The organism is Terrisporobacter mayombei, assembly GCF_020748465.1.
GTDB lineage: Bacteria > Bacillota > Clostridia > Peptostreptococcales > Peptostreptococcaceae > Terrisporobacter > Terrisporobacter mayombei.
The window spans coordinates 306,860-320,776 of record NZ_JAHZMP010000002.1 but is presented as its reverse complement, the minus strand read 5'-3'; the positions used below and the strand labels follow the sequence as shown (position 1 = coordinate 320,776).

Here is a 13,917-nt window from a genome sequence, read left to right as displayed (position 1 = left end):
TCTCACCCCTTAAGTATAATTAAATTTGAAAAACCATCTTCATTATTGAAATAAACATCTCCCCCTAAATTTACAATTCTTTCTTCAATACCAAGAAGTCCCATTCCTTTTTTTATTTCTCCTTGGTAATTACCATTATCTTTTATATGAATTCTAATAATTTTATTGAAAACACTTATATGTATATTAATTGAGTCTCCGTTGCAGTACTTAATACTATTAGTAAAAATTTCTGACATACATTCTAAAATATTCTTCCAATATATTAAGTTGATTTCATTTAAATCCCCTTCTAGTTTCAACTCTGTTTTAATATTTGATTTTTTAGAGAAATCATCCATCATAACTTTTAAATTATTAATATTTAGCTCCTCCACATTAGGCTTGATCTTTTTTAAAGTATATCTAATATCATCCATACCTTCTCTTAAGTTTTCTATTATATTATCTAAAATAATAAATCCTTTTTCTTCATCACTTTTTATAATAATTTTAAGTGCTTCCAACTGCATAATGCTTCCAGCTAAAGTATGACCAATTTTATCATGAAGCTTTTGAGAAATATTGTTTCTTTCTTCAATTTTTACAGACTGTATACTATTATAGTTTATTTTATTTTCTTCTTTTCGTGTCTCTTCCAAATGAAAATTTTTATCCTTTAAATCATAATTGTATTTCTCCAGCTTATGTATTTTTTCTTCAGATTTTATACTATTATAAATAAAAATACATGCAACAAAGCCTAAAAATATATTAGTATAGCTAAGATTAACCTTAATTGCCCCTAAAAAATATACTATTATAATAGAATACAAATAAATCACATCATATTTTTTAACTAAAATATACTCAACACCTAACATTGCTAAAATTATAAGACATGGGTTATAAAAATAAGTAACTACTAACATAAATATAATATTTATGAGTAGCAAATTATCCTTTTTTATTTTAATTATATATAACATATACAATGATAAGCTAATGCAAATTAAAATAGCCACTATTGGGTAGCTAATTCTATTAAATAACTCATGATTTTCTAAACCATATATAAATATATTTACACTAATTATCAGATTTAATATTATTTTATATATCATCTTTTCTCTCCTATGAAAAATAATAACCACCCTCAAAACCATGAAGGTGGCCGTAAAAATTAATCACTTACAAAATATTTGATACTTATTTAATTGCTTTTGCAATAAATTTAGCCATGTGTCTGTTAATATAGTCATCAATATCATCTTTATCACTATCAAATCCCCAGTTGTCTTCTAGAACTCTTATACTTCTATATGTTAGTCCTGCATCACCTTTTAATTTAAAATCTATTAAATCATATAGCCAACATTCACGAACATTTTCTTCCCAAAGGTTATTAGATTTAATATACTCATCTAAAATTAATTTGTATCTTAATAAAGTGAAACGGTCTATAGTTATATTATTTATTCCAACATTAAATTTACTTCCCCTTGTCATATGTTACCCCCCTAAGATATATTTTCAATTAAATTATAGCATAGGTAAGTACATTTTAGGATTATTTGTCCGTATAAACAATTTTTCCTTCACTAATTGTATATTTAACTTTTCCCAATAGTTTTTCACCTATAAAAGGAGAGTTACTTGATTTAGAATCAAAATCTTTTACTATCCATTCTTCATCTGGGTTAAATATTAAAATATCTGCAATAGCTCCTTCTTTAATAAAGCCTCTGTCTAAATTATAAAGCTTTGCAGGGTTTATAGTCATCTTTTCTAATAGACTCATTATGCTTAAATGATTTTCTTTTACTAATGATGTTATACCTAAGGGTAAAGATGTCTCCAAACCTATGATACCACTTGGACAAGCGGCAAAAACACGACTTTTTTCTTCTATAATATGTGGTGCATGATCTGTTGCTATTATTTCTATTGTATTATCTTTTAATCCTTCAATTATTGTTTGCTTATCTTTATCTGTTCTAAGCGGAGGATTCATCTTTGCCAATGATCCATGTTTTAGTACATCTTCTTCAGTTAAAGTAAAGTGGTGAGGCGCTGCCTCTGCATAAACTTTTGCTCCCAGTGATTTGGCAAATCTTACTGTTTCTACAGCTACACCTGAACTTATATGTTGTATACTTACTTTTGCTCCTGTTTCCAAGGCAATCATACAGTCTCTAGCTACCATAATATCTTCTGCACAAGTTTTTGCTCCACCTTTAAGACCTAATTCTTTAGCTATTTCACTGTCATTTACACCAGCAGTCTCTATAAAATTAGAATCTTCTTCATGAAGACTTATTGTCACGTCAAGTTCTTTTGCTTTTTTCATTGCTTCATATAAAATTTCTGTATCCATTATGGCTATACCATCATCACTAAATCCTACAGCACCATTTTCTAAAAGTTCTTCAAAGTTAGTCAATTCCTTTCCTCTAAAACTTTTTGTTATACTACCAACTTGAAGCACATTAATGCAAGCTTCTTTTGCTTTTTCATTTACATAATTCAAAGTCTCAACATTATCAACTACAGGTTTTGTGTTTGCCATACAAACAACAGTTGTAAATCCACCTCTTGCTGCAGATTTTGCACCAGTTAATATATCTTCTTTGTATGTGAAACCTGGATCTCTAAAGTGCACATGAACATCAATTAATCCTGGAGAAATTACATATCCTTTTGCATCTATTATCTCTTTAAATTTTTCATTAACTTCTATTTTACCAATTTCTTTAATTTTTCCATCTTCAATAGCTATATCTACTACTTCATCTTTCTTGCTCAATGGATCAATTAATCTACCATTTTTTATTAAAATCATAAATATCTCCTTTGCAATATCTATTTATATATAAATTATAAATATTGTACCATTCTTTATAAAAAAATAAAAAGAATTTTACTTATACATACATAAAATTCTTTTTTTTAATATCATTCAGTTTCTACTATAATAAATACTTAAATTAAAATTTAAAAATATTCATATTTTAAACATTATTATTTAATGAAATTTTTACAATATATATAAAATTTTGCTTTTTGAAACTTTTTGTCGAAAAATGTGTTTACAAATTAATAATTTTAATGTAAAATGATTTTTATACGTAAGAGGAAATCTTTCATCGATTGAGGAAAGGCTTATCCTTGAAAATTTAATTCCTTACACAATTTCAGAGGAATTGCACTAATTTTAGGAGGAAATCGATATGATTCAAATTTTAACAGGTACTGCTTTATTATTAGTAGTATTAGCACTATTTACTTTATTTAGTTACAAAGCGCCACAAGGTATGAAAGCAATGGGTGGACTTGCAAACGCTGCTGTTGCATCATTCTTAGTTGAAGCTTTCCACTTCTCATTCTTTGGTGAAGTTTTAGGAATAAAATTCCTTGAAAACGTTGGAGCAGCAAACGGTTCATTAGGTGGTGTTGCAGCTGCAACTTTAGTACCACTAGCTCTTGGAGTTTCTCCAGTATATGCTGTAATGGTTGGTCTTACATGTCTAAACTTTAAAATATTACCAGGATTTATAGCAGGTTACTTAATATCATTTGTAATAAAGAAATTAGAAGAAAAAGTTCCTGCTGGACTTGATCTAATAGTTATAATATTAGTAGCTGCACCACTTGCTTTCGCTATAGGACACTTTACAAGTCCAGTTGTAAATGGTGTACTTGAAACAATAGGTACAGTTTTAACTCAAGCTTCATCTGCATCTCCAATATTAATGGGTATAATACTTGGTGGTTTAATAACAGTTGTTGCTACTGCTCCACTTAGCTCAATGGCTTTAACAGCTATGATAGGTTTAACTGGTGCCCCAATGGCAATAGGTGCTTTATCAGTATTTGGATCTTCTTTCATGAACTTCGTATTCTTCTCAAAAATGAAGTTCGGTTCTAAGAAAGATAATATATCAGTTGCTATAGAGCCATTAACTCAAGCTGACTTAATATCTGCTAACCCAGTACCAGTATATGTTACTAACTTTATAGGTGGTGCAATGTCTGGTGTAATAATAGCTATGATGGGACTTGTAAACAATTCTCCAGGAACTGCTACTCCAATAGCTGGTCTTGCAGTAATGTTCGCTTACAATGATCCTATAAAAGTTGTAATAACAGCTGCTGGTTGTGCTTTTGTATCTATAGTTGCTGGTTTCATAGGATATGCAATATTCAAAAACTACAAAATAACTACTGCTGATGTAGTTCGTGGAACTAACTCAGATGATACAGCTGCTTAATATATTTAAATAGCAAATTAAAAAGCTTAAAGGTTTAATATAAATTATTCCTTTAAGCTTTTTTTTTATACAAATAATCAATTTCCATATTTTAATTTAAACTTTTTCCTTTCTTAATTATACTTTATAGTTTATTTACATAATCTTTCTCTTCTCTTTGTAGATCTTATAAATAATTCTTCTAATCCACTTTTATCTTCATCTTCTATACATTTTTTTATTTTATTTACTTCCTGTTCAAAATTATTTATAACAGTAAGTAAATTTTCTTTATTTCCTAAAAACAATAAACTCCATAAATCTTCATTCATATTTGCAATTCTAGTTAAATCTCTATAGCTATCACCAATAAATTTCCCTGTATTTCTATTTTCCAAATCACTATTTATTAAGGCTACAGCAAGAACATGTGGCAATTGACTTGTAAATGCTATCATTTCATCATGAAACTTAGGAGTAGTTCTTCTAATATGCTTAAAACCCATTTCATACGCAAGTCCTTCTATTAGTTTTAAATTTTCTTCTTTATTTTTATTATTTTCAATTATTAAAAAATTTGCACCTTCAAATACTTTATTTGTAGCATAATCTATACCTTTTTTTTCCCTTCCAGCCATGGGATGAGCAAATACAAAATCAATATTTTCTGGCAAGATTTCAGTTATATCATGAATAAATAACTCTTTTATTCCTGTCACATCTGTAATTAAAGCATTTTTCTTAAATTTATTTTTATTTCTAATAATAAATTTTTTTACTAAATTAGGATATATGGCAAGAACGATTAAGTCCACCTTAGAAATTATTTCATCTGCATTTATAAATCCTTCTTTTATAATGCCTAATTTTTTTGCTTTATCTAAAGTGTCTGCATTTTTGTCTACTCCATAAACTTCTTTATATCCTGCTTCTTTTAGGGCCATGGCATATCCTCCACCAATTACACCAAGGCCTACAATTAATATTTTCATAAAACACCTCTTAAATTTCTTTCTTTTTATAACACCCCAATAACTTAAAATACTTACTTTTTTGTTCAATTATATTTATAGCATTTTTTACATTTTCATCGTTAATATTACCTTCAAAATCAACATATAAAACATATTCCCACAACCTGCTTTTACTTGGTCGAGATTCTATTTTTACCATGTTAATTTTATTTTCTGCAAAATGTTTAAGAAAATTATATAAAGTTCCTGCTTTATTATCTAAAGAAAATGTTACAGTCATTTTATTACAATCATTACTTAACTCTAGTTTTCTGCTAATTATTACAAACTTTGTATTGTTACTTTCATTGTCGTTTATCTCTTTTTCTATTATATCCAACCCATAAATTTTTGCTGCTCTTTCACTGGCAATAGCTGCCTTACTTTTATCATTTAAATCTGAAACATGTTTTGCACTTATGGCTGTGTTGTAAAAGTATATCAATTTTAAGTTATCATGATTTTTTAAGAAATTTTTACTTTGTTCAAAACCTTGAGGGTGAGAATAAACTTCTTCAATATCCTCAAGCTTAGAACCGTTTATTCCCAACAGATTTTGTTTTATTTTTATACACTCTTCTCCCACAATGTAAAATCCATATTTTGATAACAGATCATATACAGCAGTTATTGCTCCAGTACATGAATTTTCAAAAGGTAAAATCCCATAATCTATTTCATCTTTTTCTAAAGCGATAAAAACATCTTCAAATTTATCATAACTTACTTCATTTTGATTTTCTCCAAAGAATTCTATCATTGCCTCTTCGCTGAAAGATCCTTTTATTCCTTGGTATCCTATTTTTATATTACTTTTATTTTTAATTAAAACTCCTTTTCTATAGTCATATAAATCCACTATTCTTCCCCCTATTTTAACTATTTTTAATAAGATCTAAAATTCCAATGGCACTAACTCCTTCTATAACAGGTAATGCTCTTTGTGCAATGCAAGGATCGTGTCTTCCTTCAATTTTTAAAGTAGTTTCTTCCATAGTTCGTATATCCACGCTACTTTGTTCTTTATATATTGAGGGAGTTGGTTTTATTGCCACCCTAAATATTATTGGCATGCCATTTGTTATTCCGCCACTTATTCCACCGTTATTATTAGTTTTTGTTTTAATTTTTTCTTCATCTAAATAATACTCGTCATTGGCTTTTGAACCTTTTATCTTTGTTATATCAAATCCTATCCCAAATTCAATTCCTTTTACAGCTGGAACTGAGAACATCAAATGAGCTAGAGTTGATTCAACAGAGTCAAAAAAAGGACTTCCTATGCCTGCTTTCATACCTAAAATCATACATTCTATAACTCCTCCTACTGAGTCACCTTCTTTTCTAGCATTAAGAATTACATTTTTCATTTTATCTTCTAAATTTTTATTTATTAAAGGAAATTCTTCATATTTCAAATAGTTTATTAATTCTTTATCTAAATCACAGTCTAGAAAACTTTTATCTTTTATATCTCCTATAGATTGAATATGAGCTACAATTTCAATTTTTTCTTCTCTTAATATTTGCTTGCAAATTGCTCCTGCAAATACTAAAGGTGCTGTTATTCTTCCAGAAAAATGACCGCCTCCCCTATAATCATTAAATCCATTGTATTTTACAAAGCCTGGATAATCTCCATGACCAGGCCTCATCACATTCTTAATCTTAGAATAATCCTTTGATTTATTATCTTTGTTTCTAATAATTGCACAAAGAGGAGTTCCTGTAGTTTTTCCTTCAAAATATCCACTTAATACTTCTGGCTCATCATCTTCTTTTCTTAATGTTGAAAGATTATTATTACCAGGAGCTCTTCTTTTCATCTCCCTCATAATTTCTTTCATGTCTAAAGTAAATCCAGATGGTAAGTTATCCATATTAATACCAATAGCATTTCCATGGGATTCTCCAAAAATAGAAATCTTTATATTATTGCCCCACATTCCACTCAACACTTATACCTCCTATTTTTTCAAAATCTTCAAAAAACTTTGGATAGGATTTTGATACACAGTCATAGTCCTTAATTACTATAGGTTTTTTGCATCTACTTGATACTATTGCTAATGTCATGGCTATTCTGTGATCCTTATGACTCCAAACTTCCACATTACCTTCCAATTCATCTACACCCTCAACTATTATGCTATCTTCCTTTTCAATAATATTTGCACCAAGTTTATTAAGTTCACTAGTTATGGCAGAAAGTCTATCACACTCTTTTATTCTAAGTCTTCCCACATTCACTATTTCAGTTTTTCCCTTTGCCAAAGCTGCTACTGAAGTAATAATAGGTATTATGTCTGGACACTGACTTCCATCAATATAAGTTGATTTTAATTTTTTTCTTCTTTTGCCTTCAATCTCATTTTTCTTTGCTATAATATCCACATTCATTTTTCTTAAAATATTAATAACTTCTTTATCTCCTTGAAGAGAGTCAATATTAAGATCCTTACATAAAATCTCATTTCCTATGGCATCAGCACATAAGAAAAATGCTCCTTGAGAATAATCACCTTCCACTCTATAATTACGCCCTTCATATTTTTGATTTCCCCTAATTATAAATTCCTTGTGATTTTTATTAATTATTTCTATCCCAAAATCTTTTAGTACTTTTAAAGTTAAATCTACATAAGATTTTGACTCCAAATCAGTTGTAATTATTATTTTTGAATCTTCTTTTAATAGTGGTAGTGTAAATAATAAACCACTTATAAATTGCGAGCTTACATTTCCCTCCACTTCAAAAGTTCCACCTTTTAATACTCCTTCTACTTCCAAATTTAGAATATCTTTTTCAAAAGAGTATTTTATATTTTGTTTATCAAAAATATTGTAGTATGTGGTAAGTGGTCTTTTTCCTAGGTTTCCTCTTCCAATAAATCTACTAGACCCCTCAAATAACAAAGATATTGGAACTAAAAATCTTAAAGTAGATCCTGATTCATTACAGTCTATCACTTTATTTTGTCTTGTATCCTGTATATCTTTGTAGACTCCAACTACCTCCACACAATCTTCATGTTTTGTGATTATTGCACCTAAAGACTTCATGGCTTCTATTGTTGCAATAATATCATCTGAATAATCTATATTATCAATTCTACATAATTTATCACTTAAAGCTGCACAAATAATTGCTCTATGTGCCATACTCTTTGAAGGCGGTATTTTTAATTCTCCTTTTAACTTTGATGGATAAATTTTTAAATTTCCCATTTTTACCCTCCTTTCTTTAATTTAAGGTAAAATTTATATTTCTCTTCCCACTGCATTTGAAATTATTTTAAGTTCACCCATTAAATCTGCAAATACCTCTGGTTTTATAGATTGTGCACCATCACACAATGCATTTTTAGGATCGTTATGAACTTCTATAATAAGTCCATCCGCACCTACAGCTATGGCTGCTTTTGAAAGAGATTCTACCATCCACCATTTTCCTGTAGCGTGACTTGGGTCTACTACTACTGGAAGATGACTTAATTTTTTAATAGCTGGAATTATACTTAAGTCCAGTGTATTTCTTGTGTAAGTTTCAAAAGTTCTTATTCCTCTTTCACAAAGAATAACATTTTCGTTTCCTCCTGCCATAATGTATTCTGCACTCATCAATAACTCTTCAATTGTTGCTGATAAACCTCTTTTTAATAAAATTGGTTTATTTGTTTTTCCCAACTCTTTTAACAAATCAAAGTTTTGCATATTTCTAGCACCTACTTGAATTATGTCTGCACATTCTACGAATTTGGGTATATCACAAGGAGACATTATTTCTGTTACTATTGGAAGTCCAGTTTCTTTTTTGGCTTTGTTTAACAAATCAAGTCCTTCATATTTTAATCCTTGGAAACTGTATGGCGATGTTCTAGGTTTGAATGCTCCACCTCTTAAGAATCCTCCACCGTATTTTTTAACTTCTTTTGCAACTAATTTTATTTGTTCTTCATTTTCCACTGAACAAGGACCTGCTATCATAGCAATTTTCTTTCCACCAATTTTTTGACCACAAACATCTACCACTGTATTTTCTGGGTGGAACATTCTATTTGCTTTTTTAAAAGGTTCTTGCACCTTCATAACCTTTTGTACACATTCATGAGATTCAATAAACCATGGATCTATATTTCTAGTTTCTCCAACTAATCCAAGTATGGTACATTCTGTTCCCTTACTCTTATCCACTGATACATTTAAACTTTCCAGTTCTTTTATTATCATTTTTATCTCCTCTTCACTAGTACCTGGTTTTAAAATCACTACCATTTTTACTTCCTCCTTAATTTTTTGTAATAAAAAAGAGAACTCATAATGAGTCCTCTGGAATAAACAAATTTAAAATACACTTAGTCATTCATGTTTATAGATATATTAAGATCTATAATAACTCATTAGAAAAGATTTTATATTTTTTTCTGCAAAATAAGTAGCCAGCGCTAAAATAAAAGCCCCAGAACATAAAATAGAAAAAGTTATAAAATTTTGCAGTTAAATTCTTTTCTAATTTTTCCATGATTTTTTCCCTTCCTAAATTTTAATTTAAAACATTAAATTAATTTTATTAGTTTTTATTAATGATATGCATTTTTTTTCATATTGTCAATCATTTTATTAAAATAATTTTTTTATTATAATATCCACTATATAAAAAAATATGCTCCTCCTCACAATAAATAGTTAATGAAACCACTCATCATAAGAAAAAGCATATTTTAATTTGTTGCTAATTTATTTATAGAAAATCTTATCCGAAGTATCTTTCTAATAATCCTAAGAATGCTTTACCATGTCTAGCTTCATCTTTACACATTTCATGAACTGTATCATGTATAGCATCTAATCCTAATTCTTTAGCTCTCTTAGCTATTTTTAATTTTCCTTCAGTAGCTCCGTACTCAGCATCAACTCTAACTCTTAAATTTTCTTTAGTATCAGCAATTACTACTTCACCTAATAACTCAGCAAATTTAGCAGCATGCTCTGCTTCTTCAAATGCTATTCTTTTGTAAGCTTCAGCAACTTCTGGATACCCTTCTCTATCAGCTTGTCTACTCATTGCTAAGTACATACCAACCTCTGTACATTCTCCAGTGAAGTTAGCTCTAAGTCCTTCAACTATTTCTTCATCAACTCCTTGAGCTACACCTATTCTGTGCTCATCAGCCCAATTCATTTCACCTTTCATTTCTTCGAACTTTTCAGCTCCTACTTTACATACTGGACATGCTTCTGGAGCAGTTTCTCCTTCATGAATATATCCACATACTGTACATACAAATTTTTTCATAGTATTATACCCTCCCAATAAATATTATCTTTTTTACTTATAAGTAATAGATACCCTATGATTTTTTACTTAAACAAATTCTGCAAATTCTTTAAAAATATTTTAGATTTTGATATATTAAATCATAGTTATATATAATACTACCATTTTTTTCAATTAAAATCCAGTATATAATTATCATTCATTATAGTTCATATCCAAGCATTAAAACAATTTTTTCAATTTCTTCTTTATTTTCTTCGTTGCCTTTTCCTCCTAAATGAACACACCTACTTGGTTTAAAACTTCCATTTATTAATTTTGTGGAAAATGCAAGGCATGTGGCAACTCCACATTTGCCACAATTTATTTTAGGCAAATATTCGTATACATCTATGGGACTTGGTAGTCTTCTCATATCTTCATTTGGTTTAATTTGTTCCTTTTTCTCAGCACAATCATTTATAATATCTTTTATATAATCTAATGTTTCAAAAGCATCAGTTTCATTTAATAATTTTGAAACAGCCACCTCTTCTTTGTACATAATAATTATCTTGGGTCCATGATTAAAAGTCAGTGTTCCTGCCTTTTTATTATAAATTGCAGTTTTTAAATATGTATTTAAATAAGGAAATAAGTCTTCAATATTTCGTGAAAAACTTCCTTTAATTCTTATTCTGTTAGAGTCTGTCGTACAAGGTTGAATAAACTTTAAATCTAAATTTTCTATGTACATTTATTTTCTCCCTTTACAAATTATTTAGTGCATAAGCTAATTTATCTATTTCTTGTTTTTCATTAAAATAACCCATACTAACTCTCACTGTTCCCACTTCTTTAGTTCCAATTATTTCATGAGCACAAGGAGCACAATGAAGGCCTGCTCTTACCATAATATTATATTTATCACCAAGTATATGAGCCACTTCTTCAGCTCTTTTATTTTTTATATTAAAAGATATTACTGGGGTAATTTTTTCACTATCCTTTGGTCCATAAATTTCTACATCATTTACTTTAGATAAAATATTTAAAGCATATTCAGTTAAGTTTTTCTCCTTTTCATAAATATTTTCTACTTTTTCTTTTAAGAGAAATTTAACAGCAGATCTTAAACCGCAAATACCACTTACATTAAGAGTTCCCGTTTCCAATTTATTTGGATAATAATCCACTTGATACTCATAAGCAGAGTCTCCACCAGTTCCTCCACTTTTTGTAGGTTCTATATTATAATCACAATTTATAACAATTCCTCCAGTACCCATGGGACCTAGCAAGCTTTTGTGTCCAGTAAAGGTAAGTATATCTATGTTATCATTTTGAACATCTACTCTATAAGCTCCACAAAGTTGTGCTCCATCTACAACAAAAGGAATTTTATTTTTTCTAGCAATTTCTCCAATCTCTTTAATAGGTTGTATAGTACCAATAACATTTGAAGCAGCAGTAAATATAATAAGTTTTGTATTTTCTTTTATTAATTTTTCCACATCATTTGCTTTAGTTATGCCATGTTTATCACATTTTACTTTACTTATATCTATGTTTTTTTCTTTTTCTAAAGTTTTCAAAGTTCTCCACACTGCATTATGTTCCAAGGAACTTGTTATTACATGATCATTTTCTTTTAACATACCCCTAAGAACCATGTTTATTGACTCCGTTACATTCGATGTAAATATAACATTTTTAGGATTATTAAAATTAAATAATTCACCAATAAGTTTCCTACATTCATATATTATAAAGTCTGATTCCATTGCTTTTTTATATGCTCCTCTACCAGAACTCGTACCATTATTAGTCATAAAATCATATACTGCCTCACTTACTTCTTTTGGCTTCGGAAAAGATGTTGCTGCATTATCTAAATATATTCCCACATTAATTCCTCCCAGATTTATTTCCATAATATTACATCTTATATAAATGATAGCATAATTATAAAAAAGAAATATGCTGTATACACCTTAATTTCATTAATATTTTACTTTTTTAAAATTATATAAAGTCAACAGTAGAATAATGTTTTTTTTTCTGATAAAATACTAAAGACATTATTTTTAGAGGGTGATATATAAATGAGAAAAAAAGGTATATTTATAGCAATAGAAGGTCCTATTGGTGCAGGTAAAACTACTTTAGCAAATTTACTCAACGACCACCTATGCTATACGCTACTTAGAGAAATTGTAGAAGAAAATCCATTTTTATCAAAATTTTATACTGATATTAAGGAATATGCTTTACAAACAGAAGCATTTTTTTTATTCAATAGAGTAAAGCAACTTGAAGACGTTAATAAAAATATACTTAGCAAATGTAAGGGAGTTGTAAGTGACTATCATATAGTCAAAAATCTTATTTTTGCAGGTATCACACTTGATAATAATCAGTTCCACAGATACAAACAAGTTTATAACATATTCGTAAATGATTTGCCACAACCAGACATTGTAATATACTTAAATTCAAATACTGATGTATTAATGAGAAGAATAGCATGTAGAGATAGAAGTTTTGAAAGACAAATGGACAGAAATTATATTGATAATCTTCGTAATGAGTACAAATATTATTTCAATCCACTCTCTATTAAGCATAACTTCACTGGTAAAGGACCTATAATCATAGAAATTGATAACTCAAATTTAGATTTCTTAAATAACAAGTCAGACAGAAAATACATTATAGATAAAGTTGAAAAAGCTATATCATCTTTAGGAGGAAATTCAGAATGTTCAAATTAGAAAATAAAAGTGACAAATGTGCAAACAGAGATTTATTTATAACTGTTGCAGGAAATGTGGGCGCAGGAAAATCCACATTAACAAAATTAGTAGGAGAAAAACTTGGATTTGAAACTCACTTTGAAAAAGTTGACGGAAATCCTTATTTAGAAGATTTCTACAAAGACCAAGACAAGTGGGGATTCCATTTACAACTTTACTTCTTAGCTCAAAGATTTAAACAGCAAAAAGAAATACGTGCTAACGGACTGAATAATATACAAGACAGAAGTATATACGAAGACGTTGAAATATTTGCTAGAAACTTATTTGACAATGGTAAAATGACTAAAAGAGATTATATAACTTATAGAGATTTATTCAATGATATGGTTCCTCATCTTAGAACTCCAGACTTGATGATATATCTTGATGGTTCAATAGACACTATAATAGAACGAATAAAGCTAAGATCTCGTGACATGGAAAAGGATGTTGATTTGGCATATTGGACAAACCTTCATAATAGATATGAAAACTGGATAAAAGAATATAATTATTCTCCAGTGTTATATGTAAATATTAATGAGGTTGACTTAATAAACAAACCAGAACATTTAGATATGTTATGTAACAAAATTAAAGAAACTTTAAATATATAGTTT

14 protein-coding genes are annotated in these 13,917 nt (G+C 28.7%); 3 read left to right on the top strand and 11 right to left on the bottom strand.

Annotated elements, in window-relative coordinates; translation table 11 throughout:
- Positions 1 to 2 precede the first annotated feature (2 nt).
- The 3 genes from K0039_RS07930 to K0039_RS07920 form a co-directional block, all read right to left on the bottom strand.
- Complete coding sequence (locus K0039_RS07930) at positions 3 to 1,103, bottom strand: sensor histidine kinase (protein WP_228104512.1); 1,101 nt, start codon at positions 1,101 to 1,103, stop codon at positions 3 to 5.
- Positions 1,104 to 1,188: 85 nt separating this feature from the next.
- A complete protein-coding gene (locus tag K0039_RS07925) occupies positions 1,189 to 1,488 on the bottom strand; it encodes a hypothetical protein (RefSeq protein ID WP_228104511.1) in 300 nt (99 codons plus the stop codon).
- Positions 1,489 to 1,549: 61 nt separating this feature from the next.
- The gene (locus K0039_RS07920) at positions 1,550 to 2,821 is read right to left on the bottom strand and encodes a dihydroorotase (protein ID WP_228104510.1); all 1,272 of its coding nucleotides are present in this window, start codon (positions 2,819 to 2,821) and stop codon (positions 1,550 to 1,552) included.
- A 388-nt stretch (positions 2,822 to 3,209) separates the two neighbouring features.
- Here K0039_RS07920 and K0039_RS07915 point away from each other — a divergent pair, with 388 nt between their 5' ends.
- Positions 3,210 to 4,250 carry a PTS sugar transporter subunit IIC gene (locus K0039_RS07915; protein WP_265589441.1) on the top strand — a complete coding sequence of 347 codons (1,041 nt, stop codon included), beginning with the start codon at positions 3,210 to 3,212 and terminating at the stop codon, positions 4,248 to 4,250.
- 131 nt (positions 4,251 to 4,381) lie between these two features.
- On the opposite strand, the gene K0039_RS07910 is transcribed toward K0039_RS07915, so the two are convergent.
- The 8 genes from K0039_RS07910 to K0039_RS07875 all read right to left on the bottom strand — a co-directional run bounded on the left by K0039_RS07910 (position 4,382) and on the right by K0039_RS07875 (position 12,406).
- Positions 4,382 to 5,221, bottom strand: a complete 840-nt coding sequence (locus tag K0039_RS07910; protein WP_228104509.1) for a prephenate dehydrogenase — start codon at positions 5,219 to 5,221, stop codon at positions 4,382 to 4,384.
- Positions 5,222 to 5,231: 10 nt separating this feature from the next.
- Positions 5,232 to 6,101 (bottom strand): prephenate dehydratase, encoded by an 870-nt coding sequence (pheA, locus tag K0039_RS07905; protein ID WP_228104508.1) that lies wholly within the window; start codon positions 6,099 to 6,101, stop codon positions 5,232 to 5,234.
- A 16-nt stretch (positions 6,102 to 6,117) separates the two neighbouring features.
- Positions 6,118 to 7,197, bottom strand: coding sequence for a chorismate synthase (aroC, locus tag K0039_RS07900; protein ID WP_228104507.1), 1,080 nt, complete (start codon positions 7,195 to 7,197; stop codon positions 6,118 to 6,120).
- Positions 7,175 to 8,470, bottom strand: a complete 1,296-nt coding sequence (gene aroA, locus K0039_RS07895) for a 3-phosphoshikimate 1-carboxyvinyltransferase (protein ID WP_228104506.1) — start codon at positions 8,468 to 8,470, stop codon at positions 7,175 to 7,177. The genes aroC and aroA overlap by 23 nt, the downstream gene beginning before the upstream one ends.
- A gap of 33 nt (positions 8,471 to 8,503) precedes the next feature.
- Positions 8,504 to 9,517 (bottom strand): 3-deoxy-7-phosphoheptulonate synthase, encoded by a 1,014-nt coding sequence (gene aroF / locus K0039_RS07890; RefSeq protein ID WP_228104505.1) that lies wholly within the window; start codon positions 9,515 to 9,517, stop codon positions 8,504 to 8,506.
- Between the two features lie 478 nt (positions 9,518 to 9,995).
- Positions 9,996 to 10,538, bottom strand: coding sequence for an NADH peroxidase (locus K0039_RS07885; protein WP_228104504.1), 543 nt, complete (start codon positions 10,536 to 10,538; stop codon positions 9,996 to 9,998).
- Between the two features lie 184 nt (positions 10,539 to 10,722).
- Entirely contained in the window at positions 10,723 to 11,256 is a 534-nt protein-coding gene (locus K0039_RS07880; protein WP_228104503.1) for a (Fe-S)-binding protein, read from the bottom strand.
- 13 nt (positions 11,257 to 11,269) lie between these two features.
- Entirely contained in the window at positions 11,270 to 12,406 is a 1,137-nt protein-coding gene (locus tag K0039_RS07875; RefSeq protein WP_228104502.1) for an aminotransferase class V-fold PLP-dependent enzyme, read from the bottom strand.
- A 198-nt stretch (positions 12,407 to 12,604) separates the two neighbouring features.
- Here K0039_RS07875 and K0039_RS07870 point away from each other — a divergent pair, with 198 nt between their 5' ends.
- Both K0039_RS07870 and K0039_RS07865 read left to right on the top strand, forming a co-directional pair.
- Positions 12,605 to 13,273 carry a deoxynucleoside kinase gene (locus tag K0039_RS07870; protein ID WP_228104501.1) on the top strand — a complete coding sequence of 223 codons (669 nt, stop codon included), beginning with the start codon at positions 12,605 to 12,607 and terminating at the stop codon, positions 13,271 to 13,273.
- Complete coding sequence (locus K0039_RS07865) at positions 13,261 to 13,914, top strand: deoxynucleoside kinase (RefSeq protein WP_228104500.1); 654 nt, start codon at positions 13,261 to 13,263, stop codon at positions 13,912 to 13,914. Before K0039_RS07870 ends, K0039_RS07865 begins: the two co-directional genes overlap by 13 nt.
- Positions 13,915 to 13,917: the final 3 nt, after the last annotated feature.